The sequence below is a fragment of the Edaphobacter flagellatus genome, assembly GCF_025264665.1.
Lineage (GTDB): Bacteria > Acidobacteriota > Terriglobia > Terriglobales > Acidobacteriaceae > Edaphobacter > Edaphobacter flagellatus.
In genome coordinates, this window is the sequence record NZ_CP073697.1 from 2,431,193 (window position 1) to 2,457,454 (window position 26,262).

The window sequence follows — 26,262 nt, forward strand, 5'->3', positions numbered from 1 at the left end:
AGTTGGCCGTTGCAGGTTACAGGCACTTATAACGAGTCTGTAACCTGCAACCTGTCTCTATCGGTTCATCTGATAGGGCGACTTCAGACGCAGTACCTTCAACGTCTTGAGCACAGCAGAGCGGGCGAAGGCGCGCAGTTTGCGCTTTCGCTCAGCCTTTGCAATCAGCGACTGCTGGCGTTTGCGAAAGACTGCCTCTTCGGGCGGACCGTGCTTCAATGCAGCAGACGCGGAGGCGACGATAGCGTCGAACTCTTTCTCCGGCGCAAAGTAGTCGAGCCACGCCTGGCGAGCCAGGCGGCCTCGTTCGGCAGCGCTGTGCAGATGCGGCTCTATCAGCTCGGGTAGTCGTGCAATGTCACGCTCAGCGATGCGGAGCAGGAAGCTCTCCCACGGCACATGCGGAGGCAGCAGGTAGTCGTCGGAGATGAGCACGGGTGCAACACCGGCGCTCATCACTTCGAATAACCGGATGCTCCCGGTGCCTGCGCCACGCGGGCAGAGCACGAAGTTGGATGTAGCCAGCGTCTCGGCATAGCGCTGCTGGCGTTCGGCGCGGTCCGGTTGCGTCAGGTCCCAGTGGTAGTAGGCGCTGGTGTTCTCAATCAGCACGTCCTGGCGATCGAACTTCAGGTTGAACATGCGCTTGCGCAGTAAGGAAGTGCTTCCGCCCTGGAAGGAGAAGAGCAATCGTTTTTCTGTGTCTGTACCGGTTACAAATTTATTGGAATATTTTCCACTGGCCGAAACGTAGGAGTAACTGAAGGTACGTCCCGCGCGGCTGTTATCGTCCACGGCGGCGGAACAGTAAACACCGGGAATGAGCGGCAGGTAGTTGTCATCTTCGGTATAGACGGCGCACTTGTCGGCAAAGGCGCGGTAGAGCGGGTGCTCCAACAAGTGCTGAGGATCGCGGCCGAAGCTGCCCGTCAGCAGAATCATCTCCGCCTCCTCGGGCGAATCGACCAGTACGTGCATCGTTGACAACTTCGCGCGCTCCGGCAGCAGCGTAATCAGCTCGGTTTCGTGGATCGCAGAAAGATGAATCTTCATGGCCTAAGCACATTGTCAGGCCTTTGCAGCAAAAAAGAAATGAGTGAGAGATGAATGAAGTCGAGAAACTGAAGGGCCTGGGCGAAGATATCCGCTCCAGTCCCGACGCAATGATCGGCGCGATTGGCGAGTATCTGTATGTGAGAGGCCGCGACGGAAGACTCGTGCCGCTGGTCGCGAATCAGGCACAGCGCAACTTCGAAATAAACCGCGGTGAGAAGAACATCGTACTGAAGGCACGCCAGATGGGCATGACGACATGGATCGCCGCGCGGTTCTTCATGAAGACGATCACGGCTCCGGGCGTCTTAACCGTGCAGGTTGCACACACGCGCGAGGCCGCCGAAGGTATCTTCCGTATCGTGCAGCGCTTCTGGGAAAACCTGCCCGCAGCGTTGCGCGAAGGCCCTCATGCTCCACTGCGCCGCAGCCGCGCCAATGTAGGTCAGATGTGTTTTCCTGAGCTCGACAGCGAGTTTCGCATCATCAGCGCAGGCGATCCTGGCGCAGGACGCGGGCTGTCGATCCAGAACCTGCACCTCAGCGAGGTAAGCCGCTGGCCCGGTGACGCAAACGAAACCTTGGCTGGCCTGCGTGCCGCGCTCGCGCCTAACGGCGAGATGGTGATCGAATCCACACCAAACGGCGCATACGGCTGCTTCTACGAGGAGTGGGGACGCGCCGCCACGAACGGCACGGTGCAGCACTTCTTCCCCTGGTGGCTGGAAGAGGCATACATCGCCGCACCGATTCGCACCGAGGACTACACGCAGGAGGAGTGCACCCTGGTTGCGCGCCATAACCTCAAACCGCAGCAGATCGGCTTCCGTCGTGCGCTCGAAGCCAGCTTCCACGGCTTGCGCACGCAGGAGTACGCCGAGGATGCCATCACCTGCTTCCGCACGAGTGGAGATTGCTGCTTCATCGCGGACAGCATCCTCGACCGTTTGCAGGCTCTGCCGACACCGATAGAGCGTCGGCGCGATGGTGCGATGCTGATCTGGCTTCCGCCTTTGGAGCGCAAGAAGTACATCGTTGCGGCTGATACTGCTGGAGGAGGCGCAGAGGGCGACTATGCCGTGGTGCAGGTGATCGACAGAAGTTCCGGCGTGCAGTGCGCTGAGCTGCAGCAGCGGTTGAATCCGCTGGAGCTGGCCCACATTGTCGCTGCATTGGCCCGCGAGTATAACGACGCGACGGTCGCCATCGAGCGCAACAACCACGGTGCGGCGGTGCTGGCCTATCTTGAAAACGCTGCGCGCTACACCAGAGTCTATGCGCAGGGTGAGCAGCCGGGCTGGCTGACGACTCCGGCCAGCAAGCCAAAGATGATCGCGCTTCTGGGATCGCTGCTGGTGGAATCGCCGGATCTCTTCTGCTCCAGCCGCCTGCTGAACGAATGCCGCACCTATATCAACCTCCCTAACGGAGGTACCGGTGCGGCCAGCGGCACGCACGACGACTGCGTGATGGCAATGGCCGTCGCACACGCGGTACGCGCCGAGCTGATGACGCGCCCGTGACGCCATGTATTCTGCTGTAGCAGGCGGGAGCGGAGGAACACACTCACTTGGCGGTACTGGCAGTACAGGCGATTCGAAGGATGCGCGGCGGAGCGCAGAGCCAGCTGATGCTGGGCTCCGACGGCACACTGTGGGTGGTGAAGTTTCAGAACAACCCGCAACACCTGCGCGTGCTGGCCAACGAGTTGATCGCCACGCGTCTGGCCGCCGCCATAGGACTAAGCGTGCCGCACTCCGATGTGGTCGAGGTGACCGACTGGCTGATCGCCAACACGCCTGGCATGCGCGTTGAAGGGTTGCGCGACGGGGGGAAGCCCTACATTGCCGGACTGCAGTTCGGTTCGCAGTTCGTTGGTGGCCTGATGCCGGGGCAGGTGCTCGACTACCTGCCGGAGCCGCAGCTGGAAGAGGTGCGCAATCTGCGCGAGTTTGCGGGAATGTTATGTATCGACAAGTGGACCGGCAACTCGAATGGACGCCAGGCAGTCTTCGAGCGGCGTCCGCGCGAGCGGCGATACCGCGCCAGTTTTATCGATCAGGGCTTCTGCTTCAACGCAGGCGAGTGGAGCTTTCCGGACTCGCCCCTCCGCGGCATCTACCAGCGCAACCTCGTCTACCGGCACGTGACCGGGTGGGAGAGCTTCGAGCCCTGGCTGACGCGTGTGGAGCAGATGCAGCCCGATGTGTTGTGGCGCATCGCCGAACTGGTGCCGCCCGAGTGGTATGCAGGTGATGTACCTGCGCTCGAGTGCCTGATGGAGCAGCTTTTGACACGCAGCTCGCGCGTGCGAGAACTGATCGCTGCATTCCGGGACTCGGACCGCCGCCCGTTCCCGCTTTGGAACCCGAGCGCATCGGTGACGGTTCCGCGAGCATTTGTGGCGATGCGCAGTGCCGATGGATTTGTAATGTAGTTAAAAGGAGCCTGATGCCAGACCGTATCCAGTGCGAGTTCTTCCTCATCCGCTACGTTCCCGACGTGGTGAAGGGCGAGTTCGTCAATGTCGGCGTGGTGCTGCGCGAGGCCGGCGCGACGGCTGAAAGCACCATCGTGCGCTTTACGCGCGACTGGACACGCGTACGCTGCATGGATGCCGAAGCCGACACCAGCCTGCTCGAAGCATTGGAATCGGAGATTGCCGATCGGCTGCGGCTGGGTGCGAAGGACACCAAACCGGTGATGCAGCTGCTCGAAGATACGCTCTCAAACTCCGTACAGATCACCGAGCCGCGAGCCGCGCTGGCAGAGAGCATTCCAGCGGAGCTGGAACAACTGATGCGCCTGTACGTTGAGCCCATCAAGATGAAGCAGGAACGCCGTCGCACGGGCCGCGCCGCGATCCAGGCAGCGATGCGCACGGAATTCGAGCGCGCTGGCGTGTGGAGCCTGATGCGTAAACGTATTGCCGCCTCCTTGTATACGCGCCCGGGCGATCCGATGAAGCTCGACTGCGGTTACAAGACAGAGCCGCGCGAGGTAAAAACCGATCCGCTGGTCCGCATCTTTCACGCCGTCTCGTTGGAGAACGAGGTGGACGCAGCCAAGGGACTCGCCTGGGCGGCGCCGCAGCTGCGCGATGGCGTGCGCCGTGTAGAGGGCGTAGAGCTGGAGCTGACGGCGATCGTCGAGCCGCTGCGCACCCTCTCTACCGAAGAAGGAGAGCGCGATAGCGAAGCGACGGACCGCTATCGCTTCGGCGTGGAAGCCATGGAGCGGGAAGCGATTCGCGTCGTCACTTTGAGCGATCTGGCACGCGTTGCCGAAACCGCAAGGTTCGAGCTACGAGTATGAACATGAGATAGATCTGCTGCTTTCAAACGAGCAGCGAGATGCAGGCACAGCCTTCGGGCTGTGCCTTTGTTTTGCGACTGAAACCAAACAGCAAGCGAGGTGGAGACACATGGGAGTTCAAGCAGCAGTAAAAAACATCTGGCAGCGTCTGGCGGGCGTGGACGCCGCCGAGGGCGATGCCTCCAAAGGCGAGCGCAAGACAACAATGCTGCCCGCGATCCTTACTCCGTACACCGGCGTGCGCGCAGGTCAGGCTGCCTTGCCGAAGCCAACGCCAGCCAATCTGCGTCGCTTCGCCGAGACGCCTGTGGTGCGCCGCGCCATCAACATCGTAAAGGACAAGGTAGCCAGCATGGACTGGCAGGTGCGCGTGCGCCGCGGCTACGATGCCGCTGCTATTCCTGACGCCGCCGAGCGCATCAACATCTTGCGCCGCTGCCTCGAAGAGCCCAATGTTTCCGACAGCTTTCGCGTGCTGTGGGAGCAGGTGATCGAGGATCTGCTCGTCGGCGGCTTCGGCGCGGTCGAGATGGAAGCAACCGGCGACACATTGCGGCCCTTCCACCTGTGGGCCGTCGACGGCGCATCCATCCAGATCGACAGCCGCTGGGATGGATCGCCCGACACGCCGCGCTACGCGCAGGAGACGGGACGCATCGGCGACGACCGACTCCTGCCGCTGCGTGATAACGAACTGATCTACGTGCGACTTAATCCGCGCACCCACACACCATTCGGGCTTGGGCGGCTCGAGGTCGCCTTCGAAACGGTCAATCAGTTCCTGAGCGCGAACCGCTACGCCGGCAAGCTGGCCGCAAATTCGGTTGTCCAGTATGCGCTGTGGCTGGACGAGGCGACGCCCGAGCAGCATGACCGCCTTATCCGTTGGTGGCAGGACGAGATCGAAGGCACCGGCCGCGTGCCCGTGCTGAGCACACCCGTCAAGCCCGAGGTGCTGCGCTTTGCCGGAGGCACCGACGCCGACCTGCGCCTGGGCTGGCAGGAGATGCTGATTCGCCTGATCGCGAACGCCTTCGACCTGCCACCGATGATGCTCGGCATCCAGCACGACGTCAATCGCTCCACCGCATCGGAGTTCGCCGACGAGGCCTTCCAGAGCGCGATCGTGCCGGTCGCAAAACTGATCGCCGAACATATCACGCGCGATCTGTTCGCGAAGAAGTTGGGCTGGCGCGAGTTCGAGTTCTGCTTCAACGACCTGGAGACGCGCGACGAGACACGCGAGGTAGAGATGCAGAAGACACTCATCGAGGCTGGCGTGCTGACCGTCGATGAGGTACGCGCGATGCGCGGCCTGCCTCCGTTGACGAAGTGCGATGTGGAGAACACAACCCAGACCAGCGAGGTGGATCAGTGAGAATCACCATCGACAATCTCGATGGCGGAGGCGCGCGGGACTACACGTCCGCGCTCTCCGCAGACGGGCCGCTGAAGATCACGCGTACGCTGAATACACCTTCGCGCTGCACAGGACAACTGGATCTGAACGCGCTTGCGCTGCCCGTGCCTGCACGAAGAGGGCGCGTTGTGGTCACGAACGATGCGGGCACACTGCTCTTCACCGGCTATCTGGCTACGGAGCCCGCGCGTATTTACGCAGGCATCGCCACACAGGGCGCGGTTTATCGTCTTGCCTTCAGCGCAATCAGCGATGAGTGGCTGCTCGACAAGCAGACAACGCTGCGTACCGTGGCGCTGGCGCAGTCTGGAGGCGATGCGATGCGCGCACTCACCACGCGCACAGCAGCCAGCGCGTTCGCCACCACCGGTGTTGCGGCTACAGGCAACGTCGGCGTCTTTACCTCTGCGCAGGCGGCAACGTGGTCGGTCTCGGCAGGCGAGATCGCCGACGCGGCCTATGCCAGCTATCGTGTGCTCGGCGGCGCGCTGAGTCTCGCAACGGCGGGCTCCGTAACGCACAACTTCTCCGACGGCGATGGCACGCTTCAGGTCGCCGCGCTGAAGACGGCAGCCGTGCGCGAACTCGCCAACGACATCACGCTCTCTGGTGAGCTGGAGCCAGCCGCCTACATTACCGAGAGCTTTCTCGGAGACGGCACGACCACGGTCTTCGAGCTGAGCCAGCCGCCGTTCCGACCAACGCATCCACGCACGCCAGCAGCCAGCGCATCGCATCTTGTAGACGAGAGCTTCAACCAGGCTGCTCTCAATACCCGCGTGTGGCAGGTGGTCGATCCCGGTTCGTTTCTCTCGCTCACATCCGCGGGACTGACGATGAGCGGCGGCAACGGCCTGAACGGACAGACGACGCTCACCGCGCTCGACCCCATCGAGATTGGTGGCACGCTTGTCGTCGAAGCGAGCAACGTGCAGCTGGGCGCGGCAAGCGACGGCGTGATCTGCGGACTCTACTCCGGCGGTGTAGAAAGCGCCAACTGTCTCGCCGGATACAACGTGCGTCAATCAGGCGGCGCAACCATCGCTACGCCGTACATCAACGGAGTCGAAGCTGGAACGTCGCTCACGCTGCTGAGCGGACATCGCTACACGCTGCGCATACGGTTGCATTGCCCGGAGACCGCGCGCATCCTGCAGACCTATCACGCCATGGTGGACGGTGTGCTCCAGACCTTCGGCGGAGGCGCAATCGATGCACCCGTCGCGCTCGTCTTCGAGGCGCTCGACATGGGTGCATCATCGAACACGCCCGCGACGGTGCTCTACTCTGGCTCGCTCGCCACTTCGCCGGGAAGCTGCAACTTCGCCATCGTGAACAGCGTGCAGTTGATCGGCTCCATCGGCGCGTGCCGCATCACGCAGGCAGGCTCGGTGTGGATTGTGACGACTACGCCCGACGGCACACAGACGGTCCGTATGACAGGAGCCGCTGGCGAGGGCGTGGACTGCATGGTCTCGCCCGCAGGCAAAATTACCTTCTTCAACGGACGCCTTCCTACAGCGAATGAGTTGATCACGGTCCGCTATCGCGGAAGACGGCGTTCCGTCGCGCGGCTTGAGAACACTGCGAGTGTCGCAGCGGAATCTGCCGGCGGATTGCCCGGGACGGCACAGTGGATGGGCAAGGTGGGCCGTCCGGCAGCACGTACGTCGCAGGACTGCGAGAATGCCGCGCTCGCCACGCTTGCATTTGCCACAGCGCGGTCCGCTGCGATTGCGGGCAACTACACGATGCTGAATCCAGCTGACGATATATGGCCTGGCGATGTGCTGGCCATCACCTCCACTGCGAGCGATGGCACAGTAGACACGTTGAAGGTGCTCGTGCGCACGGTAACCATCGATGACGGTCACGCACGGCCTGAGCTGGCAACCTACCACATCGCCTTCGCGAACGACTGGGCCGAGGGATTAGGACTGAAGCTGTCTGAATCCATCGCCGTCGACGCGCTGCTGCCGCAACAGGCTGCGACCGCGCCGAATGCCGTGCTCGCGAATCTGCCGTCGCTGCAGGTAGTCAGTGCGAACGGTACGGCGTTGCAGATCGATACAGGCATGGCTCCGCCAACAGGAGGGGGCTTCGAGGTACGTCGCCGCGACTGGGCCTTCGGCCCCGGCGTTGATCAGGACCTCGTGCTGCGCAGCCCCGTGCGGAGCTTTTCCATCCCGCGCGAAGCGCAGGTGGAACGCTACTACGTGCGCATGTACGACACTTCCAATCCACCGGTCTATTCGCGCTTTTCGAGTGCGGTCTTTACCAACCTGCCGGTCGCATCGTGATCGCACAAACAGAACAGGAGCACCAGCGATGACTGAATTTGAAGGACAGGTTCTCGGTGATCTGCGCGTCTTGAAGAGTCAGATGGACCAGTTAATGGGTATCGGTCAGCCAGGAAGACTTACGCAGATTGAAGAGCGCGTGGAGCGGCACGAACGCAGCGTACAGCGCCTTAAGGGATTCACCGGGGCCGTCGGTGCATTGGTAACACTGGCTCACCTGGCTATCGATCTGCTGCGGCACAGCAAAACAAATTAAGGAGAGAGTGTATGGACTTTCAAAAAATCTTTCTGCGCGCGCTGGCGTTTCTGCCCGCCGCGCTGCACACGGCCGAGGCGATCTTCGGCCCGCAGAATGGAGAGCAAAAGAAGAAGGCCGCGCTCGAAGTGGTAAGCGCCGCCATCAACGTGGGCGAAGCTGTCAGCAGCAAACACGTCATCGACGCCGACCGCTTCACCGCTGGCCTGAGCGCCATCATCGACGGCGTCGTGGAATGCCTGAACGCCAGCGTGTGGGCAAAATAAGCTGGACGCTGCTTCGTCACCCACCCCGTATAATCACCCTATGGACGCCTCACCGCTGGTTGGAGTGATCATGGGAAGCCGCAATGATTATGCGGTGATGCGTGGCGCCGTCGAGATGCTGGCCGCCTTCGGCGTGCCGCACGAGGTCCGTGTCGTCTCGGCGCATCGCACCCCCGATCTTTTGTTTGAGTACGCCGAAACTGCCGCCGCTCGCGGGCTGCGCGTGATCGTTGCCGGAGCCGGCGGTGCGGCGCATCTGCCGGGCATGGTCGCGGCGAAAACGGTCGTACCGGTGCTGGGCGTGCCGATTCCAGCGACTGCACTGCAGGGCATGGATTCGCTGTTGAGCATCGTGCAGATGCCGAAGGGTGTTCCAGTGGGCACACTGGCCATCGGCGCTCCCGGAGCAGCGAACGCAGGCCTGCTGGCTGCACAGATTATCGCAACAACCGACGCAGCATTGCGCGAGAAGATCGCCGCATGGCGCACCGCACGTCGCGATGAAGTGCTGGCGCAGACGGTAGGCGACGAGCAGGACGGAGCGGCGAAAGCGTGAGCGCGACATCAGTAGAGCGCAAGGCCAACCCGATTCTTCCCGGCGCAACCATTGGCATCTTCGGCGGCGGACAGCTTGGCCGCATGACAGCAATGGCTGCGCGAGCGATGGGCTACCGCATCCAGGTCCTGGACCCCGATCCGGCTTGTCCGGCGCGGTTTGTCGTCGATGCCTGCATCGAGGCCAGCTGGGACGATGCGCGCGAGGCCGCCAACCTGGCTCGCGGATGCGACGTGGTGACGCTGGAGATCGAGCAGATCTCGCTGGCAAGTATGGATGCGGCGCAGGCACTGGTTCCGGTGCGTCCCGGACGCGCGATGCTCGCCATCATTCAGAACCGCATTGCGCAAAAAGAATGGCTCCAAAAGAACGGCTTCCCACTCGGCGACTGGCGTCCCGTGCACTCGTTCGATGAGGTGCGCGATGCAATCCACGCCCTGGGCGGACGCGCGTTCTGCAAGAGCGCGACGGGCGGCTACGATGGACGCGGACAGGGTAAGGTCGGTTTCCACCCCGGTGCCGATCCTGAAGAAGAGGCTCGCGGTGCATGGACCGCTCTGGGCGAACGCGCCGGCGTTGTAGAGAAGGCCGTCGAGCTGGAGCGCGAGATTTCGGTGCTGGTGGCGCGGTCGCCTTCGGGCGAAGTGAAAGTGTACCCGGCTGCGTGGAACCATCATGAGAATCAGATTCTGGCGTGGAGTGTACTCCCGGCCCCACTCACCGACATCATGGCCGACGAAGCGCGGCAGCTCGCTGAAAACATCGCGCATGCCTTTGAGCTCGAAGGCATTCTTGCCGTCGAGATGTTTGTCACGACCCACGGAAAGCTTCTGGTCAACGAGTTGGCTCCGCGTCCGCACAACAGCTATCACGCGAGCGAGCGCGCCTGCGTCACGAGTCAGTTCGAGCAACTGGTACGCGCGGTGTGCGATCTCCCACTGGGCGACGTCTCCGTCGTGCAGCCGTGCGCAATCGCCAACCTGCTGGGCGACGTGTGGCTGAACGAAGACGGCTCCGCGAGAACTCCGCGCTTCGACCGCGTGCTCGCTGTACCGGGAGTGCGGCTGCATCTCTACGAGAAGCACCGCCCACGCAAAGGCCGGAAGATGGGACATCTTTCAGCAGTTGGCGCTACGGCGGATGAGGCTGTGGCTGCGGTACTGCAGGCACAGGAGCTGCTGTAAATTCCATCCATCTAAGAAACGCGAGAATATAACTCCTCACCCATTACGCGCTATTTTCCACAAGCCGTGGTATCTTCAACTTGAGCTGCACCGAATATCGTGCAGTGCGTTTTGAGGCCTTCTTATGAGCAGCTCCGAGCTTGAGTACGTGCTTTCGCTGCGGGATGCCAATATCGGCACCAGCCAGAAGCGGCTGCGCGCCGAGATCATCGACTTCATTCAGCGGCATGAGGACGCGGTGCTCGACCAGCTCCGCGCGCACGAGTCGGCCGTGATTCCAACGTCGTTTGGCGAGATTACGCTGAACCTCGCCGACCTGCACGAAGCACTCGCTTAGGAGAAACCGTTGCTGGCGCTTCTCGTCAGCTTCCTCATCGCCGTCTACCTGCTTGGCCCCAACCTGATCGCACGCTGGGCCGCGGACCTTGTCGTCTTTCGCAAGACGCGCGTGGAGTCGCACGCCGAAGAGGTGGCCCGCTCCATCATCGCTGCGGCCGTCCCTCTGGCGATGGCAGTGGCATGGGCGCGATGGACAGGTGCATTGTGGGCACGCGGCACGCAGGCCGATGTGGAGACGGTCTTCTCCGCACTGCAGAGCGACAACTTCTTTCAAACGCACCATGCGCAGTTCTTCACGAGCCTCTACGCCTTCTTCTGGATGAACTACGCGATCCTGTGGAGGCTGTATTTTCTGGTGCTGCTGGCGTGCGGCGTCCGCATCCTGATTGTGCTGAACTACAACCGTATCTGGCGGCGGCTGCACACGCGCTGGATGCGCACGCTGCTGGCCACCATTGTGCCGCGCATCTCGGAATGGGACGTGTTGTTCAGCGACATGTTGCTGCCCGAAGGCCGCTTCCGCATTATGGCCGATGTGCTGACGAAAACAGGCGGCCTGTACCAGGGCGCGATTCAAGATCGCATGCTTGCGAACGACGGCTCACTGGTAAGCATTACACTAGCAAGTCCGCGGCGGTTCGAGCGCGACGAGTTTCGCAAGGCCAAGGCCGCAGACCTCGAAACGGTGCCGGATGAGTTCTGGTTCAACATCCCCGGCAATCTCTTTATCGTGATGGCCTCGGACATCGCGAACCTGAACCTGCGCTACATACGCCGCAAGCCGCTCTCCTTTCAGCCATCGGAAGAAGAGCGTGAGGTATTGACGCGGCTGCTGGACCGGCTGAAGGAAGAAAAGTAGGCGCAACTCTTCTGAAATTTCTGCATGTAGAATCGTCATGTGCAGGTCAGGCTCTCGCAAGGAGCCTGTTAAACGGGAAGCCGGTGTGATTCCGGCGCTGTCCCGCAGCGGTGATGGGAACGAAATGTTGCATGGCGAGAAGCCAACGCACTGTTCTTGTAAGCAGGAATGGGAAGCGGCAGCGAAGTAGGCAGCCCAGAGTCCGAAGACCGGCCTGCCGCCACCACCGCGGAGGCCTTTGTGCCGACCGCGGGTGCGCTTGAGGCCGCCGCTCTCGTGGATTGGAACGGTTTGCCAATGCATCGTCTTGCCTGCGCCACTGGCGTACGCGAAGCATGCCTGCGCACAGGTGGTTCTTTCGTATTTCAGGAGAGAACCAAATGGTCGCAGGAAAGACTTCGCCCACATTCACGAAAAAACTCAGCACCGCCAACCTCGGTTTTCCGAGGATGGGCCGCGAACGCGAATTGAAGGCGGCGCTCGAAGGATTCTGGGCAGGTAAACGAACCGAACAGGAGCTGTTGGAGACAGCCGCATCGCTGCGTAAACGTCATTGGGAGCTGCAGCGAGCAACAGGAATCGACACGATCCCTTCGAACGACTTTTCGCTCTACGACCAGGTGCTGGACGCGCTCGTGCTCGTGGGCGCAACGCCGGAGCGGTTCGGCAGCGGCAAGGTGACGCTCGAACGCTACTTCGCAATGGCGCGCAACAGCCGCGAGCAGACGGCCATGGAGATGACGAAGTGGTTCGACACCAACTACCACTACCTTGTGCCGGAGTGGTCGGCGGGTATCAGCTTCGAGATCGATACGACGAAGCTGCTCGGCGAGCTGCGGCAGGCACGTGCGCTGAACCTTGAGACGCGGCCCGTGCTGATTGGCCCGATGACACTGCTGCTGCTGGGCAAGGGCGTGGACGGCTTCGACTCGATGAGCCTGTTGCCAAAGCTGACCGCAGCGTACATCAAGGTGCTGCAGGTGCTCGCGGACGAAGACGTGGACTGGGTGCAGATCGATGAGCCGATGCTGGTGACCGACCTGAGCGACAAGGTGCGCGACGCATATCGCACGGTGTATGCCGAGTTGACTAAGTCTCCCGTGCGCCTGATGCTGACGACCTACTTCGATACCATCGGCGACAATCTGCAGACTACCGTGACACTTGGAACGGCTGGTCTACACATCGATGTGGTTCGCGCACCACAACAACTGGCCGCAACGCTCGCTGCTCTTGGGCCGGATCAGGTGCTGAGCGTCGGCTGTGTCGAAGGCCGCAACATCTGGCTGACCGACTTTGCTATTGCGTCGTCGCAGATTGCGCAGGCTGTGGAGCAGTTGGGTGCTGAACGTGTTGTAGTTGCCCCGTCGTGCTCGCTGTTGCATGTGCCGCATGATCTTCATAGTGAGACGGCTCTATCGCCGCGCCTGCGCAGCTGGCTGCGGTTCGCAGAGGAGAAGCTTCAGGAAGTTGCCGCGCTGGCGAGTCACGATCAGCCGGCCCGTTCTGCGAACGCTGCCGCCATCACCGACCGCGCTGCCGCCGATACGACGACGAATCCCAGAGTACGTGCAGCACTCGCTGCTCTTGAGGAGAAGCACTTCAGACGTGCCTCTGCCTATGCGCAGCGCGCCGTGGCACAACGCGAGAAGCTCGGGCTCCCTCTATTGCCAACGACGACGATCGGCTCGTTTCCGCAGACGGCTGAGGTACGCAAGCACCGCGCTGCGTTTCGTCGCGGGCGCGAAGGTACTGCAGAGTACGACGCGTTTCTGGAGAAGGCCATCGCCGAGTGCGTGCGCGAGCAGGAGCGCATCGGGCTGGATGTTCTGGTTCACGGCGAGTTCGAGCGCAACGACATGGTGGAGTATTTCGCCGAATTTCTCGACGGCTTCGCCTTTACCGAGAACGGCTGGGTGCAGAGCTACGGCTCGCGCTGCGTGAAGCCTCCGGTGATCTACGGCGATGTGCAGCGCCCAGAGCCGATGACGCTGCGGTGGACACACTATGCCAGCTCGCTGACATCGCGCCCGATGAAGGGGATGCTGACCGGCCCCATCACGGTGCTGCAGTGGTCGTTTGTGCGCAATGACATTCCGCGCTCGCAGACGGCATGGCAGATTGCGCTGGCACTGCGCGACGAGGTCTCGGATCTGGAGACCGCGGGCATCGGCATCATTCAGGTGGACGAGCCTGCACTGCGCGAAGGTTTGCCGCTGCGCCACGCCGACTGGCAGGCGTACCTGGATTGGGCCGTGAAGGCCTTCCGCATCACAACTAGCGGCGTCGCCGATGCGACGCAGATTCACACGCACATGTGCTACTGCGAGTTCGAAGACGTTCTGCCGTCAATCGCTGCGCTGGATGCGGATGTGATCTCGATGGAGTCGGCGCGCTCGCGCATGGAGCTGCTCGACGCCTTCCGCGCACACGGCTATCCCAACGAGATCGGACCGGGCGTGTACGATATTCACTCTCCGCGCGTGCCGTCGGCCGAGGAGATGCGTGAACTGCTTGCGCTGGCACTCCATGTGTTAAAGCCCGAGCAGGTCTGGGTCAACCCCGACTGTGGGCTGAAGACGCGTGGCTGGCATGAGACGGTTGCTGCCTTGGAGAACATGTGCAAGGCCGCGAGTGAGGTGCGGGCGCAATTGCAGTCATAGCACTGGATGCCTGAAGCAGAAGAGGCATGAGAGTTGCAGATCTCATGCCTCTTTTTACGTCATCCAGTTAAGCCCTGCCGGCGAAATCGCGCGTCTCCGTGGAGACCTTTACCTTCTCGCCTTCTTTAATAAACAGTGGCACACGAATCTCGAGGCCGGTCTGGAGCGTGGCAACTTTGGTAACGCTGCCGCTCTGCGAAGCGCCGCTTAGGCCGGGCTCCGTCTCGGTGACTTCGAGATCGACGAAGATAGGAAGCTGCAGGCCAATCGGGTTGCCGTTGTACTTCGTCAGCTGTACCTCAAGGTTTTCGAGGAGGAAGTCGGTCGCATCACCCACCATGGCGTCGGTGAGCGCAAACGTCTCGAACGTCTCCTGGTCTAGAAAGTGGAAGCCATCACCATCGCTATAGAGAAAGGTTGCGGGCACTAGCTCGACGTCGGGTTCCTTGAATTTATCGCCTGCCTTGAAGCTTTTTTCAAAAACGGCGTTGGTGATCAGGTTGCGCATCTTCAGGCGCACCAGCGTCTGTCCGCCGCGCGCCGTGGGCGTGCTGACGTCCGACTCCATGCAATAGTAGGGAGCATTCTCATGCTCGAAGAGCATCTTGCGCTTAACGTTAATTGCTTCGATCAGTGCGGCCATATCTGCCTTTAAGTATAAGTGTGCGCGTGTAAGCTGCGCGCCTATAAGCTAACTGTCATGAAGATCGAGATATCGCAACAGGTCCGCGCCGAGGCAGTTGCCTCCATCCAACGCTACTTCGAGGAGAACCTCCCCGAGCCGATTGGCAACCTGCCCGCGGGAATGCTCTTTGACTACTTCGTCGAAGAGATCGGCCCGCTAATCTACAACCGCGCCATCGCCGATGCGCAGGCGCGGCTGGCGATGCGCGTATCCGATCTGAACGGCGAGCTGTTCGCCGATGAGTTTCAGTACTGGCCGCAGGTCGATGCGAAGCGCAAAACCAGAAGGCGCTAGCAGATGGTCATCACCTGCTTTGACAGATTAAAACTTGAGTAATGTGAGCTTCTCCTGCAATCGTCCGATGCTTGTTTCCGTGTAATCTTGTTGCTGCTGTAAGGGCTACTCCCAACCGATGCAACGACGGGCTCTCGTTTAAAAAATCGAGTTTATGCAGTAATGCCGCTTGATTTGCGAAATCGAGTTTATGCAGTAATGCCGCTTGATTTGCGAAAAGGAGAAAACACACATGTTTGACATGAAGAATCTCGCTCAGCTGAAGAAGCTGGACGAGAATGCTGTTGACGGGATGAAGACCTTCTGGGCGTTCGACAAGGCCGCCTTTCAACCCGGCACGATCGATGCATTGCACAAGCAGCTGATGGCGCTGGCCGTCGCGCTGACGACACAGTGCCCGTATTGCCTGGAGATCCATCGCAAAGCCGCCGTCGATGCAGGCGCAACCGAGGCCATGATCGCGGAGACGGCTGTCGTCGCTGCAGCCATGCGCGCCGGTGCCGCCATCACCCACGCAACCCATCTATTCAAGTAGCTGAAATTGGCTCACCCTTAGCCGTCATACGGCTAAGGGTGGGTGCTCGGCAGCGCATCGAGCTGACTTTGTGCCAATGGTCTTCATACTGCCCCGCCTAATTTTCGGTTGACCCTTGCCTGGCTGCGCGACGGATTGCCGTGATGAGCAGATAGAGCCCCAGGGCTCCGAAGACGATTCGGCCTAACCATAACGGTGCCGCACCGCCGTCATTCCCCACATCGTCGGTGAAGCGAAAGAACGGATGCGGAGTGCATGCAAGAGCGAGTGCAATAGCACCGAAGAACAGGCGCGGAGCAGCTTCGAGTCGGCTCGCCAGTTTGGCGTGTCCGCTGGCCTGTGCGATGTGAGGGAGTGCCAGCGAGAGTCCTGCCAGAAACAAGATGGCGTAGTCCATCACCGTCATGGCAACAGCATAGCGCAGGAGCATGGACCTTACCGATGCATCCCACAGATAGGACGGTTAACATAGAAGCATGCGGGAGATCGTTGCAGACGAAAAGCAGAAGATCGATATGGAGACGTGGGAGCGTCGCGCAATCTTCCAACTCTTCAATAGCTTCGCGGAGCCCTACCATGGTGTGTGTCTTCGCGTGGATTGCACTGCAACTTTCCGCTACGCGAAAGAGCATCGTCTCTCCGTCTTTCTATCGCTGGTGCATCGTTCGCTTGTCGCGGCACATCAGGTAGAGAACTTCAGAACGCGCATCGTTGACGGCGAGGTGTGGCGTTATGAACAGATCCACGGCGGTAGCGCCATAGGACGATCGAACGGAACCATCGGATTCGGTCATTATCCGTTCTACGAGGACATCCAGAAGTTTGTCGCCAAGGCCTCAGTGGAGGTGGAGCGAGTGAAACAGCGCGACGATCTGGAGCGATGCCCGGACCCGAACGTGATCCGTTATTCGGTGCTGCCCTGGTTCGACTTCACCTCGATCTCGCACGCTCGCGATCTCTCAGGAAACGATTCGGCTCCGCGCATCACCTTTGGCAAGATCACCGAGAAGGACGGCCGCAGCACCATGCCGGTGTCGATCCACGTGAACCATGCGCTGGCTGATGGCTTGCACGTCGCGCAGTTTGTCGATCACTTCGAGAAGCTGCTGGATGCACCCGAGATGATTCCCGTCCAGGCACGCTGACTAGGCTCGTGATCCGATCAACAGGCTCAGCGCCTGACGGCACAAATTACGTGTGAACTCCCAATCCCTGTGCTGTGGTGGTAGCTGCGACATCGCAAAGACGGTGGAGCTGATCGCCGTCAGCGTTACCCACGTCAGCGCAGGATCGAGCCCAGAGAAGATCTTCGCGCCTTTCGCTTGAATCCTTCGCCGCGCATTTTGAGCCTCTGTAACGATCCTTAGCCTTTCGAGGTTCTGATAAACGACTCCGCGTACACGAGCATCTTTCCTGTGTATCTGCATCAGCGCCTCCACTGTTTCGTCGAGAAGCTCATTGAAGTTGCGATCTGCGTATTTCTCAAAGATGCCTTCGAAGAGCTCGGCATCTTTCTGCATGTACATCAGCGAGAGGTCTGCCAGGATCGAATCTTTGTTTGGGTAGTACTTGTAGAGTGTGCCGATGCTGATGCCGGTCTTTTTCGCAATGTGGTTGGTTGTGACTTCTTCGAGCGGACTTTGATTCAAAAGGTGAGCAGTGGCTTCGAGTATCTCCTCGCGCGTTCTTTTGGAGCGCAGTTGTTTCGGTGTTTTTCTGGGCTTTAGGCGATCTCGCAACAGAGTTTCCTCTTCAAATGAAAGCGAGCAAAAAAAGGCGAGTGATTGCTCGCTATTCTTTCTAGAATAAAGCCATGAGTGAAGGGTCGGAGAACAAGGTTGACGTTTTAATTCAAGGCGCTGGGATTGGCGGCCTCACGCTGGCCATTGCACTAATTCAGCGCGGATACTCCATACAGGTTGTCGAGCGGACGAACGGCTTGTCGGAGATCGGTGCGGGAATCTGGATGGCGGCAAACCCAATGCAGGTCTTCGACCGGCTCGGCTTCGCAGATAAGGTGACCGATGCTGGATGGATGATGCATCGTCTGACCCTCGAAGATTACCGCGGAGAGGTCATCCAGGTGAGCGATATCTCGGCTATCGCCAAACTCTTCGGGTTCGAGACGATCGCTCTGCATCGCTCTGTGCTCCAGAAAGTACTCTTTCAGCAGCTTCCTGCCGAAACCGTCCGCTTCAATACAGAAGTGAAGACGTTGAGCCAGCGCAGCGACTCCGTCTCGGTTCAGCTTACGGACGGCACGAGCATCACCGCAAAGATTGTCGTCGGGGCCGATGGAATCAACTCGCAGATCCGGGCGCTCGCTGGACTCGGCGGCGAAAAGCGTTACTCCGGCTCGTCGTCGTATCGCGCCATCGCCAAAGGAGCCCAGCTTCTGCCAGCGGAACTGGATCACGACGCGTACGAGATCTGGGGAAAGGGCTGCCGCGTCGGTTTTTCGAAGATCAACGCCAACGACTATTACTGGTACATGACCTTCGACAATCCTGCCGGCCAAAGCTTCCCCCTGGAGCAGAAGAGATCGCACGCCGCCTCTCTCTTCCGCGATTATTTTCCGCGCTGGACCGGCCTGCTTACGAGCACACACACGGAAGACATTCTGCAAACCGACATCTCTGACCTGAAACGCCTCAATCGGTGGTCATCGGGCCGTGTCGGCCTGATTGGAGATGCTGCTCATGCAACGACGCCCAATCTGGGACAGGGTGGTGCGATGGCGATCGAGGATGCACTGTCGCTCACCAACGCCTTCCGCAAGGTTGGATTCACCGCCGAAGCATTCGAGCTTTATGCGAAGCAGCGCCGCGAGAAGGTGGATTGGACCGTCTCCACATCGTGGAGTATCGGCAAGATGTGTCACATCCGAAATCCGCTCGGCCGCAGCGTGCGCAATGCCGTCCTGAAACTGATGCTCAGCCGCAGCAGCGAGAAACAGATTCAAAAGCTGTATTCGATCCAGTGACACCAGTACATTGCCACTAGCTACCCGCCTGGCGCTCGCCTTTAGCTGCGCTTGGAGCGAAGAGAGCGGTGTGCGTGGCCGCCGCGGCGGGAATGTTTCGCCGCACGTGCATGCGGGGAGTAGGTCCACTGCCGCACCGGGCCGACATCCACATGGATGAACTGGCTCTTGGGGTAGTAACCCACGCCGCCTGCGTCGAGCGATAGGGCGGCATCGCGCAGCAGCGGGGCCGAAACGCCCGGAACGCGGATGTCGAGAGCCTTGGCCTCAATGTGCTGCGAGTGTAGCGCCGCGTTGGTCGTCCCGCTCTCGCGCAGCATGTCATTCGTCTCCTGCGTGCGGTAGGCGGAAAGGATATTGACCGAAGCATTTGTCTTACCCAGCTTCGCCAGCATGGTGTGAAGCACGTCGAAGGTACGCGGGTCATACTCGCTTACCTCTTCGTTATGGTTATCGCGGAGAAACTGATTCAGCTTATCGAGCGCATCCGGGATGTACGTGTCACCGATGCGGTAGACAACGCTGAGCGCCTCGCCCGTGTAAGCGCGCACCAGCTTCAGCTCATACTTCTCGCCGTCGGCCGGGAGCTCATCCTCGTCATCGGGCAGAAGACCGACGCCAGGCATCGCGACATTCACGAAGGCATGAGCGAGCGTGTGTAACCGGGGATGCTTGCGAGACTGCTGCCGGCGCGCAGCGCCGGCAGACGGAGCGGATGCGCCAAGCAGACATACCGCAGTCAACGCAGCGAGATTGCATGGCCGGAACAGGGACCGAAGAGATGCAGGCAGTGACAGGAACAAGTCGACAGCACTCCAGATGTCAGGGTATCGGCTGCGAAGTCTGCGGGCCCGAATGCGGGTTACCGATCGTCATTCGCATCTCACGATTGTAACCGCAGAATGGGCTTCTGTGGTCGGCCTCCAGGCCCTGCCTGCACCTTAAGTTGTACGCAGCACGGGGCCAACGCAGTGCAGAGGACTCCCCAGGTCATCTTCACCACCACGAGATGCCGCATCGGATGCGGTTCTACCTATGACACAGCGTGTTTTACCGCCATCGACGAGACACGCCTTGGCAGCGGATCACGCCACCGGTTCGTTTTCGATAGCCTTAAACTCAAAACGGCGGCTCCGTGAGGAACCGCCGCCTGATGTTTGCAACGAAAGCGCGCAAAGCGCATTTTCGTGCGCGCCGCACTTAGCCGATATCTTCGCTCCAGTTTTCGAGGTAGTTCTTGAAGTCGGTCATAAACTTACCCGCGTCGGCTCCGTCGACGATCCGATGATCGAAGCCCAGCGTGAAGCGCTGGATCGAGCGGATTGCGATCGAGTCGTTGCCGTCCTTGTCCGTCATCACCAACGGCTCTTTGTTCAAGCCGCCGATGCCGAGGATGGCGACCTGCGGCTGGTTGATGATCGGCGTACCGAACTGCTCACCGAAGATGCCCGAGTTGGTCAGCGTGAACGTGCCACCTGAGATCTCATCGGGAGCAAGCTTCTTGCCGCGTGCGCGATCGGCCACATCGACGATGGCGCGTGCTACGCCGAGGAAGTTTCTCTCCTCGCACTGCTTGATGACAGGCACGATCAGGCCCCAATCCAGCGCGACGGCAATGCCGATGTTGATGTTCTTGTTGTAGAGAATCGCATCGCCCTGCACCGCGGCGTTCACCACCGGATGCTTGCGCAGCGCGACCACGGCAGCGCGCGTGATGAACGGCATGTAGGTCAGCTTGACGCCGTTGCGCTGCTCGTACTTGTTCTTTTCCTTCTCGCGCAGCTTCACGATGCGGGTCATGTCGACCTTGAAGACCGTGTGCACGTGCGGTGAGGTACGCTTCGATTCCACCATGCGCTGCGCAATGATGGCGCGCATCTTGGTCATCGGCACCAGCTCACCCGGCTGCGGCTGGGAAGCTGCAGCAGCGGGAGCGGCCGCAGGCTTGGGCGCTGCCGGAGCAGCAGCCGCAGGTGCGGCGGCGGCGGGCTTGCCTTCGATGTGGCCCAGAATGTCTTCCTTGGTGATGCGGCCCGCAGAGCCGGTTCCGGCAACCTGCGAAAGATCGACGTTGTTCTCCGAAGCAATCTTGCGGACCAGCGGCGAAGAGCGTCCGCGCTCGCCTGCCGAAGCAGACGCGGCAGCCGGTGCTGGCGTTGCCGCAGGAGCAGCAGCCGCGGCGGGTGCAGCCTTCGCCGGAGCGGCAGCAGCCTTGCCAGCGCCTCCGCCGATGACGGCGACAACCGTGTTGATCTGCACCGTGGTGCCTTCGGCAACCTTGATCTCGGTCAGCGTGCCGGCGGCAGGCGAAGGAATCTCGGCATCAACCTTGTCTGTCGAGATTTCAAAGATCGGTTCATCGCGCTGAACAGAGTCGCCAACCTTCTTGAGCCACTTGGTGATCGTGCCCTCGGTGATGGACTCGCCCATCTGTGGCATCAGCACCTCAGTGCCTCCGCCTGCCTCGATGATGGTGCCGGCAGCAGCAGAATCGGCCTCGGCCGGATTGGCGAGCGTCGTCGCTGGAGCAGCTTCAGCGGCGGGTGTCACAGAATCGTTCTTGGCGGAAGCAGCCGTCTCAACCGGAGCAGCACCTGCTGCGTCGATAACAGCGACGACCGTGTTGATCTGCACCGTGGTGCCTTCGCCGATCTTGATCTCCTTCAGGGTCCCGGCAGCGGGCGAGGGAATCTCGGCATCGACCTTATCGGTCGAGATCTCAAACAGCGGCTCGTCGCGCTGGACGCTGTCGCCGGGCTTCTTAAGCCACTTGGTGATGGTGCCTTCGGTGATGGACTCGCCCATCTGCGGCATAACTACATCTGTCGGCATGCATTTCTCCCTGAAGCAGTTGCGGGCGGCATAAAGCGACACTCCACCCAAGCCCGGCCCGAAGACCGAGCATACGAATGGGATTATACGGCGATTTCAACAGGGCTGGCTCAAGACGGTGCGGTTAGCGACCGTTGAGTTCTATGAGCGATCTACAACGGATGATGACAATAAAGTTAACCGCAATGCAGCCCGTTATAGTTTGAGATGTGACGATGTGGCCGCCTGCATGGCTGACGAGCTGGCTCAGAAAGAGCAGAAAACAGAAAACGCTCTCAGCAGCGCGCGCCCTCGGCCTTGCGCTTGCGGTCATGTGGCTGCTCGCCGCCAGCGCACTCGTCGGACTGCGCTGGATCGATCCTCCTACAACCGCCGTACACGTCGAGCGGCGGGTGCAGTCGTGGTTCAGCCCCACACCCTATCAGCTGCGCTACCACTTTCTTCCGCTCACGCAGATTGCCCCCGACATGCAACACGCAGTCATCGCAGCCGAGGACGGACGCTTCTATCAGCACCACGGCTTTGATTGGCGCCAGATCAAGATCGCCGCCGAAGAAGATCGCGAGGGCGAGCGCACCCGCGGAGCCTCCACGCTGACACAGCAACTGGTGAAGAACCTGTTCTTCGGTACCGGCAGGTCGGTGTTGCGCAAAGCGGCAGAGGCCTCGCTGGTGCCGGTAGCCGAACTTGTGCTGGGCAAGCGCAGAATCCTCGAGCTGTACCTGAATGTGGTGGAGTGGGGCCAGGGCATCTACGGTGCCGACGCGGCGTGCCAGTGCTACTACCGCACTCCGGCGCGTCATGTGAACAGACAGCAGGCCGCGCGGCTGGCTGCTATCCTGCCCGCTCCCTTGCGACGTCGTCCCGAGAGGATGAACAGTTACAGCGGCATCATCCTGCACCGCATGACTCAGATGGGCTGGTAAGAAACGTTAGCCCTTCAGACTTTCTTCCGCGCGCCTCGCTACCGTTACACCCAAACCGATCGTCAAGCCGCAGGTGCGTTCTCCTCCGCCAGCACGCGATTGCGACCCTCCGCCTTGGCGCGGTACAAAGCTGCATCTGCGCGCTTCAACAGAGAAGCCAGAGAATCTTCTTCCCGCAACACGGCGACACCTGCGCTCATCGTCGTTACGATCATCCTGCCGTCATAGTGGGTGCGCATCTGTTCAAACGCCTGACGTATCCGCTCGACAACGTGCACTGCTTTCAGAAGCCCCATCTCAGGCAGCAGGACGACAAACTCCTCGCCGCCGGTACGCGCAACAACATTGCTCGAGTGCAGGTGGTCCTTCATCAGGTCAGCGAAGGCGCACAACACCGCGTCACCGCCGGGATGACCATACGTATCGTTCACCCATTTGAAGTTATCCAGATCGATACAGACCGCCGCCAGAGGCCGATGCAGCCTCGCGCTTCGCTGCACTTCTTCGGAGCCATTCTTGAGCAACGCGCGCCGGTTCAGCGCTCCTGTCAGCGCATCTACTCCCGCTGCCTGCGCGACCCTCGCGTGCATCTCAATAACGATAAACATCGCGTACAGGATCAACAGGCATTCACCCACCAGCATGAGCACCAGCTTCGAATACATCCACGGTGGCTGGACCCACTGCATGTCAATCGGAGGAGGGTTCTGCTTCATCGTCAGGGCCATACGAAAGCCGATCACCACAGCATCCAGCGTCAGCAACAGTGCCGTAAGCCGCGCCGGGATCAGAAAACGCTCCTCCTTCTGTCGCGCCAGAACCCACGCTGCCGCAAGACAGCAGGCCGCCACCGGCAGGTTGATCAGGCGGAACGCCAGCGCATACTTCAACTGCCACGCCAGGAACGGCTGGCACACCATCATCACTGCAATCGGAACCAGCCATCCCCAGGCACGAAGCGGACGCCGTGTTACAAACCAGCGCAAGCCAAAAAACATCGCTGCACTGGATAGAACACTCAGCTGATTGGAGAAAATAATGGTTGCCGAGATGGGTAGATGTCCACCACGTTCTCGCAGCAGCGTAGCGATGAAGTCCAGCCCCGTCGCAACAGTCAGCCATCGCGCCCCGATGATGCTTCGATCCGCGAGAGAAAGCGAGAATAGAACGATCGTGAACAGACCGAGCGAGACAAGAAAAAAGATATGCGACGTCGCAAAATCCATACCGGGGCCCTGTACCACCGCTCCACAGCAGAGACAGAATACTCCAGCTCTGCCCTCCCTCTTATCAAGAAAGACCAGTATTTCGCCTTCGCATTCCCATACCGCCGCGGTGTGAAGCAGAAGCCAGGCAATAACCGACCGCTTCCTGCTCTCTGAACACGAAATCAGCCCGTCTGTTGCGCGGAAGCCAGCAGTTCGTCGAGTGACTCGCACGCCACCATCTGCCGCTCGAAGATGCGCCCGATGCTGCGCGCTGTGGAGTGAATCGCATTCTGCATCGTGGGCTGGCGCGCGAGATCATCCGTCGGTGGCGCCTCAAGCTCAAGCGAGGTAACGATACGATCCGTGATGCCGCAGGGGACGATCAGGTCGAAGTCGCGCAGATCGGTCGTAACATTCAGCGCGAAGCCATGCGACGTCACTCCCTGCGAAACGTGGATGCCCATCGCGCAGAGCTTCTTCTCCTGAACCGATGCACTCGCAATCGTCCACACGCCGGTACGTCCGGCAATTCGCTGCGCCGGTACGCCGAAGTCGTAACAGACGCGGATGATAGCCTCCTCCAGCATGCGCATGAAGTCGACCGGCCCAAGATGCGGGCCTTTTTTGCCGGGCCAGTCGCTACGCAGATCGACGATTGGATAACCGACAAGCTGCCCCGGGCCGTGATACGTTACATCGCCACCGCGGTTGATCTCATGCAGCTCGACACCGCGTGCGGCCAGCAACGCATCGCTCGCCAGCACATTCTCGCGATGCGAATTGCGGCCCAGCGTCAGCACCGGAGGATGCTCCAGTAACAACAGCGTGTCGCCGATCGCACCAGCCTTGCGCGCATCAATTACCCGCTTCTGGATAGCAAGGCCATCCGCGTAAGAGACGCGGCCAAGTTGAAGGAGATGGATGTACTGTTCGCCCACGCTTCTATTATCCGCTCTTGAACCCATGCATTCGCTTCCTCAAGCGACCGCAGAAGTTTCATGGCAAAAGAATAAGGGAGAGCCAAGTAGATGCTCTCCCTTCGATTGATTCTATTTGTGGACCTACACGTTGATGGCTTTGCCCTCAACGCTCGAGAACGCATCCAGCAGCGCCTCGGCCACCGTCGGATGAGCATGGATGGTGAACATCATCTCCTCGACCGTCGCCTCGAGCTGGATAGCGGTAACGGCCTCGGCAATAATCTCTGTAGCCGCTGGCCCGATGATGTGCACGCCCAAAATCTCGCCGTACTTTGCGTCGCTGACCACCTTCACAAAGCCGTCGTGCGCATCGAGAATCGTCGCCTTCGAGTTGCCGACGAACGGGAACTTGCCCACCTTGACGTTGTAGCCCTTCTCCTTCGCCTGCGCTTCCGTCAGGCCGACAGAGCCGATCTGCGGCTCGCAGTAGGTGCAGCCCGGGATGCGCGCGCGGTTGATCGGCCTGGCGTACTTGCCCGCGATACGTGCTGCGACCACCAGCCCTGCCATCGCGCCGACGTGCGCCAGCTGCGGCATGCCGCCAACGATGTCGCCGATGGCGTAAACACCGGGCTCGGTCGTCTCCATCCACTCGTTCGTCATCACGAAGCCGCGCTCGGGCTTAATGTTCGTCTTCTCCAGGCCGACGCCTTCCGTGCGCGGTGCGCGGCCTACGGCCATCAGCACCTTCTCCGCCTGCTTCGACTGCTGCTTGCCGCTCGAATCCGTCCAGGTCACGAGCGCGCCCTGCTTGTTCTTCTCGATCTTGGTGTCCTTAATGGACAGATTCACGTCGATGTTGCGCTTCTTGAACTGGCGCAGCAGCTCCTTCGAGATCTCCTCGTCTTCCACCGGCACGACACGCGGCAGCACCTCGAGGATCGTCACCTCAGACCCGAAGCTATTGAAGACGCTCGCAAACTCCACACCCACGGCACCCGAACCAATCACGATCAGCGACTTCGGCATCTTGTCGATCTTCAGAATCTCGTAGTTCGTCAGGATCGTATCGTCGGGCTTGTAGCCAGGAAGCACGCGCGCATCCGATCCTGTGGCGAGCACAACCTTCTTCGCCTTAATCGTCTCCGCCTTGCCGTCGCTCAGCTTGACGTCAACCGTGTGCACACCGTCCTTCGCCGGGCCGGTCAGCTTGCCGAATCCCTTAAAGGTGGTGATCTTGTTCTTCTTCATCAGGAAGTCGAGACCCTTGGTGTGCCGCGAGATCACATCGTCCTTGCGGGCGATCACGTTGGACCAGTTCAGCTTGGGCGCGGCCACGTCGATGCCGTAGCGGTCGGCATGCTTCAGGTGGTCCCACAGCTCGGCCGAAAACAGCATGGCCTTGGTCGGGATGCATCCCCACAGGAGGCAAGTTCCGCCGAGTCTGTCATTTGCGTCGACCAGCGCCACCTTCAAACCATACTGCGCCGCGCGGATGCCGCAGGTGTAGCCAGCCGGACCACCGCCAAGAACCACAACGTCAAAGATCGTATCTGCCAAAGCCATCTCCTTCTCAGTACCCCAAACATTCTAGAGTACAGAAGCTGTCAAGGGCTTCAGGTCTGGCCGATAACCGAGCCCAGACGCAGATCATCATCATCGTGGCCT

The 26,262-nt window shown here is 60.4% G+C and carries 26 protein-coding genes and 1 riboswitch; of the genes, 17 read left to right on the forward strand and 9 right to left on the reverse strand.

Going from position 1 to position 26,262, the window contains the following annotated elements; translation table 11 throughout:
• Positions 1 to 57: 57 nt before the first annotated feature.
• Positions 58 to 1,053, reverse strand: coding sequence for a glycosyltransferase family 47 protein (locus tag KFE13_RS10115; protein ID WP_260702993.1), 996 nt, complete (start codon positions 1,051 to 1,053; stop codon positions 58 to 60).
• A 50-nt stretch (positions 1,054 to 1,103) separates the two neighbouring features.
• Here KFE13_RS10115 and KFE13_RS10120 point away from each other — a divergent pair, with 50 nt between their 5' ends.
• From KFE13_RS10120 to metE, 12 genes are all read left to right on the forward strand, one after another.
• On the forward strand, positions 1,104 to 2,576 hold the full coding sequence (locus KFE13_RS10120) for a phage terminase large subunit family protein (RefSeq protein WP_260702994.1): 1,473 nt from the start codon (positions 1,104 to 1,106) through the stop codon (positions 2,574 to 2,576).
• A gap of 47 nt (positions 2,577 to 2,623) precedes the next feature.
• Entirely contained in the window at positions 2,624 to 3,490 is an 867-nt protein-coding gene (locus tag KFE13_RS10125) for a HipA family kinase (protein WP_260702995.1), read from the forward strand.
• A gap of 14 nt (positions 3,491 to 3,504) precedes the next feature.
• On the forward strand, positions 3,505 to 4,368 hold the full coding sequence (locus tag KFE13_RS10130; protein WP_260702996.1) for a DUF3037 domain-containing protein: 864 nt from the start codon (positions 3,505 to 3,507) through the stop codon (positions 4,366 to 4,368).
• Positions 4,334 to 5,746 carry a phage portal protein gene (locus tag KFE13_RS10135; protein ID WP_260702997.1) on the forward strand — a complete coding sequence of 471 codons (1,413 nt, stop codon included), beginning with the start codon at positions 4,334 to 4,336 and terminating at the stop codon, positions 5,744 to 5,746. The genes KFE13_RS10130 and KFE13_RS10135 overlap by 35 nt, the downstream gene beginning before the upstream one ends.
• A complete protein-coding gene (locus KFE13_RS10140; protein ID WP_260702998.1) occupies positions 5,743 to 8,088 on the forward strand; it encodes a hypothetical protein in 2,346 nt (781 codons plus the stop codon). Before KFE13_RS10135 ends, KFE13_RS10140 begins: the two co-directional genes overlap by 4 nt.
• Before the next feature lie 28 nt (positions 8,089 to 8,116).
• Positions 8,117 to 8,344: a hypothetical protein gene (locus KFE13_RS10145; protein WP_260702999.1), complete on the forward strand. Its 228-nt coding sequence runs from the start codon at positions 8,117 to 8,119 to the stop codon at positions 8,342 to 8,344.
• Positions 8,345 to 8,355: 11 nt separating this feature from the next.
• Positions 8,356 to 8,610 carry a hypothetical protein gene (locus tag KFE13_RS10150; RefSeq protein WP_260703000.1) on the forward strand — a complete coding sequence of 85 codons (255 nt, stop codon included), beginning with the start codon at positions 8,356 to 8,358 and terminating at the stop codon, positions 8,608 to 8,610.
• Positions 8,611 to 8,650: 40 nt separating this feature from the next.
• A complete protein-coding gene (purE, locus tag KFE13_RS10155) occupies positions 8,651 to 9,166 on the forward strand; it encodes a 5-(carboxyamino)imidazole ribonucleotide mutase (RefSeq protein WP_260703001.1) in 516 nt (171 codons plus the stop codon).
• Entirely contained in the window at positions 9,163 to 10,350 is a 1,188-nt protein-coding gene (purK, locus tag KFE13_RS10160) for a 5-(carboxyamino)imidazole ribonucleotide synthase (RefSeq protein ID WP_313900635.1), read from the forward strand. Before purE ends, purK begins: the two co-directional genes overlap by 4 nt.
• A 124-nt stretch (positions 10,351 to 10,474) precedes the next feature.
• Positions 10,475 to 10,687 carry a hypothetical protein gene (locus KFE13_RS10165; protein WP_260703002.1) on the forward strand — a complete coding sequence of 71 codons (213 nt, stop codon included), beginning with the start codon at positions 10,475 to 10,477 and terminating at the stop codon, positions 10,685 to 10,687.
• A gap of 9 nt (positions 10,688 to 10,696) precedes the next feature.
• Positions 10,697 to 11,548 carry a hypothetical protein gene (locus KFE13_RS10170; RefSeq protein ID WP_260703003.1) on the forward strand — a complete coding sequence of 284 codons (852 nt, stop codon included), beginning with the start codon at positions 10,697 to 10,699 and terminating at the stop codon, positions 11,546 to 11,548.
• 26 nt (positions 11,549 to 11,574) lie between these two features.
• Positions 11,575 to 11,780: riboswitch (cobalamin riboswitch) on the forward strand.
• Between the two features lie 148 nt (positions 11,781 to 11,928).
• Positions 11,929 to 14,211: a 5-methyltetrahydropteroyltriglutamate--homocysteine S-methyltransferase gene (gene metE, locus KFE13_RS10175; protein WP_260703004.1), complete on the forward strand. Its 2,283-nt coding sequence runs from the start codon at positions 11,929 to 11,931 to the stop codon at positions 14,209 to 14,211.
• A 67-nt stretch (positions 14,212 to 14,278) separates the two neighbouring features.
• On the opposite strand, the gene efp is transcribed toward metE, so the two are convergent.
• On the reverse strand, positions 14,279 to 14,854 hold the full coding sequence (gene efp / locus KFE13_RS10180; RefSeq protein WP_260703005.1) for an elongation factor P: 576 nt from the start codon (positions 14,852 to 14,854) through the stop codon (positions 14,279 to 14,281).
• Positions 14,855 to 14,911: 57 nt separating this feature from the next.
• Between efp and KFE13_RS10185 the strand changes: the two genes are divergently transcribed.
• Positions 14,912 to 15,190, forward strand: a complete 279-nt coding sequence (locus tag KFE13_RS10185; RefSeq protein WP_260703006.1) for a DUF2164 domain-containing protein — start codon at positions 14,912 to 14,914, stop codon at positions 15,188 to 15,190.
• A gap of 232 nt (positions 15,191 to 15,422) precedes the next feature.
• Positions 15,423 to 15,725 carry a carboxymuconolactone decarboxylase family protein gene (locus tag KFE13_RS10190; protein WP_260703007.1) on the forward strand — a complete coding sequence of 101 codons (303 nt, stop codon included), beginning with the start codon at positions 15,423 to 15,425 and terminating at the stop codon, positions 15,723 to 15,725.
• Between the two features lie 97 nt (positions 15,726 to 15,822).
• On the opposite strand, the gene KFE13_RS10195 is transcribed toward KFE13_RS10190, so the two are convergent.
• Entirely contained in the window at positions 15,823 to 16,155 is a 333-nt protein-coding gene (locus KFE13_RS10195) for a hypothetical protein (protein ID WP_260703008.1), read from the reverse strand.
• A gap of 46 nt (positions 16,156 to 16,201) precedes the next feature.
• Between KFE13_RS10195 and KFE13_RS10200 the strand changes: the two genes are divergently transcribed.
• Positions 16,202 to 16,870: a CatA-like O-acetyltransferase gene (locus tag KFE13_RS10200; RefSeq protein WP_260703009.1), complete on the forward strand. Its 669-nt coding sequence runs from the start codon at positions 16,202 to 16,204 to the stop codon at positions 16,868 to 16,870.
• Here the strand turns inward: KFE13_RS10200 and KFE13_RS10205 are convergent, their stop codons facing one another.
• Positions 16,871 to 17,464, reverse strand: coding sequence for a TetR/AcrR family transcriptional regulator (locus KFE13_RS10205; protein ID WP_260703010.1), 594 nt, complete (start codon positions 17,462 to 17,464; stop codon positions 16,871 to 16,873).
• A gap of 74 nt (positions 17,465 to 17,538) precedes the next feature.
• On the opposite strand from KFE13_RS10205, the gene KFE13_RS10210 reads away from it, so the two are divergent.
• Positions 17,539 to 18,708, forward strand: coding sequence for an FAD-dependent monooxygenase (locus KFE13_RS10210; protein WP_260703011.1), 1,170 nt, complete (start codon positions 17,539 to 17,541; stop codon positions 18,706 to 18,708).
• Between the two features lie 41 nt (positions 18,709 to 18,749).
• On the opposite strand, the gene KFE13_RS10215 is transcribed toward KFE13_RS10210, so the two are convergent.
• Entirely contained in the window at positions 18,750 to 19,511 is a 762-nt protein-coding gene (locus tag KFE13_RS10215; protein WP_260703012.1) for a YcbK family protein, read from the reverse strand.
• A gap of 397 nt (positions 19,512 to 19,908) precedes the next feature.
• Complete coding sequence (locus tag KFE13_RS10220; protein WP_260703013.1) at positions 19,909 to 21,540, reverse strand: 2-oxo acid dehydrogenase subunit E2; 1,632 nt, start codon at positions 21,538 to 21,540, stop codon at positions 19,909 to 19,911.
• Between the two features lie 215 nt (positions 21,541 to 21,755).
• Here KFE13_RS10220 and mtgA point away from each other — a divergent pair, with 215 nt between their 5' ends.
• A complete protein-coding gene (mtgA, locus tag KFE13_RS10225) occupies positions 21,756 to 22,466 on the forward strand; it encodes a monofunctional biosynthetic peptidoglycan transglycosylase (RefSeq protein WP_260706937.1) in 711 nt (236 codons plus the stop codon).
• A gap of 62 nt (positions 22,467 to 22,528) precedes the next feature.
• Here mtgA and KFE13_RS10230 read toward each other — a convergent pair whose 3' ends face one another.
• From KFE13_RS10230 to lpdA, 3 genes are all read right to left on the reverse strand, one after another.
• Positions 22,529 to 23,692: a GGDEF domain-containing protein gene (locus KFE13_RS10230; RefSeq protein WP_260703014.1), complete on the reverse strand. Its 1,164-nt coding sequence runs from the start codon at positions 23,690 to 23,692 to the stop codon at positions 22,529 to 22,531.
• A gap of 164 nt (positions 23,693 to 23,856) precedes the next feature.
• On the reverse strand, positions 23,857 to 24,639 hold the full coding sequence (gene lipB / locus KFE13_RS10235) for a lipoyl(octanoyl) transferase LipB (protein WP_260703015.1): 783 nt from the start codon (positions 24,637 to 24,639) through the stop codon (positions 23,857 to 23,859).
• Positions 24,640 to 24,735: 96 nt separating this feature from the next.
• The gene (gene lpdA, locus KFE13_RS10240; RefSeq protein WP_260703016.1) at positions 24,736 to 26,154 is read right to left on the reverse strand and encodes a dihydrolipoyl dehydrogenase; all 1,419 of its coding nucleotides are present in this window, start codon (positions 26,152 to 26,154) and stop codon (positions 24,736 to 24,738) included.
• Between the last annotated feature and the right edge of the window lie 108 nt (positions 26,155 to 26,262).

Coding starts and splice junctions, on each gene's coding strand:
- KFE13_RS10115 (WP_260702993.1), bottom strand. CDS start 1,053: ATGAAGATTCATCTTTCTGCGATCCACGAAACCGAGCTGATTACGCTG.
- KFE13_RS10120 (WP_260702994.1), top strand. CDS start 1,104: ATGAATGAAGTCGAGAAACTGAAGGGCCTGGGCGAAGATATCCGCTCC.
- KFE13_RS10130 (WP_260702996.1), top strand. CDS start 3,505: ATGCCAGACCGTATCCAGTGCGAGTTCTTCCTCATCCGCTACGTTCCC.
- KFE13_RS10145 (WP_260702999.1), top strand. CDS start 8,117: ATGACTGAATTTGAAGGACAGGTTCTCGGTGATCTGCGCGTCTTGAAG.
- KFE13_RS10150 (WP_260703000.1), top strand. CDS start 8,356: ATGGACTTTCAAAAAATCTTTCTGCGCGCGCTGGCGTTTCTGCCCGCC.
- purE (WP_260703001.1), top strand. CDS start 8,651: ATGGACGCCTCACCGCTGGTTGGAGTGATCATGGGAAGCCGCAATGAT.
- KFE13_RS10165 (WP_260703002.1), top strand. CDS start 10,475: ATGAGCAGCTCCGAGCTTGAGTACGTGCTTTCGCTGCGGGATGCCAAT.
- metE (WP_260703004.1), top strand. CDS start 11,929: ATGGTCGCAGGAAAGACTTCGCCCACATTCACGAAAAAACTCAGCACC.
- efp (WP_260703005.1), bottom strand. CDS start 14,854: ATGGCCGCACTGATCGAAGCAATTAACGTTAAGCGCAAGATGCTCTTC.
- KFE13_RS10185 (WP_260703006.1), top strand. CDS start 14,912: ATGAAGATCGAGATATCGCAACAGGTCCGCGCCGAGGCAGTTGCCTCC.
- KFE13_RS10190 (WP_260703007.1), top strand. CDS start 15,423: ATGTTTGACATGAAGAATCTCGCTCAGCTGAAGAAGCTGGACGAGAAT.
- KFE13_RS10195 (WP_260703008.1), bottom strand. CDS start 16,155: ATGCTCCTGCGCTATGCTGTTGCCATGACGGTGATGGACTACGCCATC.
- KFE13_RS10200 (WP_260703009.1), top strand. CDS start 16,202: ATGCGGGAGATCGTTGCAGACGAAAAGCAGAAGATCGATATGGAGACG.
- KFE13_RS10210 (WP_260703011.1), top strand. CDS start 17,539: ATGAGTGAAGGGTCGGAGAACAAGGTTGACGTTTTAATTCAAGGCGCT.
- KFE13_RS10220 (WP_260703013.1), bottom strand. CDS start 21,540: ATGCCGACAGATGTAGTTATGCCGCAGATGGGCGAGTCCATCACCGAA.
- mtgA (WP_260706937.1), top strand. CDS start 21,756: ATGTGGCCGCCTGCATGGCTGACGAGCTGGCTCAGAAAGAGCAGAAAA.
- KFE13_RS10230 (WP_260703014.1), bottom strand. CDS start 23,692: ATGGATTTTGCGACGTCGCATATCTTTTTTCTTGTCTCGCTCGGTCTG.
- lipB (WP_260703015.1), bottom strand. CDS start 24,639: ATGGGTTCAAGAGCGGATAATAGAAGCGTGGGCGAACAGTACATCCAT.